Source organism: Shigella sp. FC1967 (genome assembly GCF_001743005.1).
In the GTDB taxonomy this organism is placed as follows: domain Bacteria; phylum Pseudomonadota; class Gammaproteobacteria; order Enterobacterales; family Enterobacteriaceae; genus Proteus.
Genome location: NZ_MIIZ01001455.1, coordinates 1 through 343, shown reverse-complemented (window position 1 = coordinate 343; position 343 = coordinate 1). Strand labels below are relative to the sequence as shown.

1 pseudogene is annotated in these 343 nt (G+C 47.2%); it reads right to left on the bottom strand.

The features are described 5' to 3' along the window. Positions 1-343 (bottom strand): annotated as a pseudogene (locus tag BHE89_RS22940) (IF-2-associated domain-containing protein); the annotation flags it as partial.

Sequence of the window (343 nt, the reverse complement as noted above, 5' to 3'; positions counted from 1 at the left end):
TAGCTAATTCCGCTGCTTCACGTTTTGCTTCTTCAGCTTCACGTTTCGCTTTTTCTTCGGCGTCTTTCTTTGCCTTTTCAGCTTCACGTTTTGCTTTTTCTTCAGCTTCGCGCTGTGCTTTCTCTTGTGCTTCGCGCTGGGCTTTTTTCTTCTGCTTCGCGATGCGCCTTTTCTTCCGCTTCACGCTGAGCTTGCTCATCCGCTTGCGCTTTTTTCAACGGCGTCACGGTTCACATAAGTGCGTTTTTTTGCGGACTTCGATGGCTACTGATTTACTTTTGCCACCTGTACCAGGAACACTTAACGTACTGCGCACTTTGCGCTGTAACGTTAATTTTTTCTG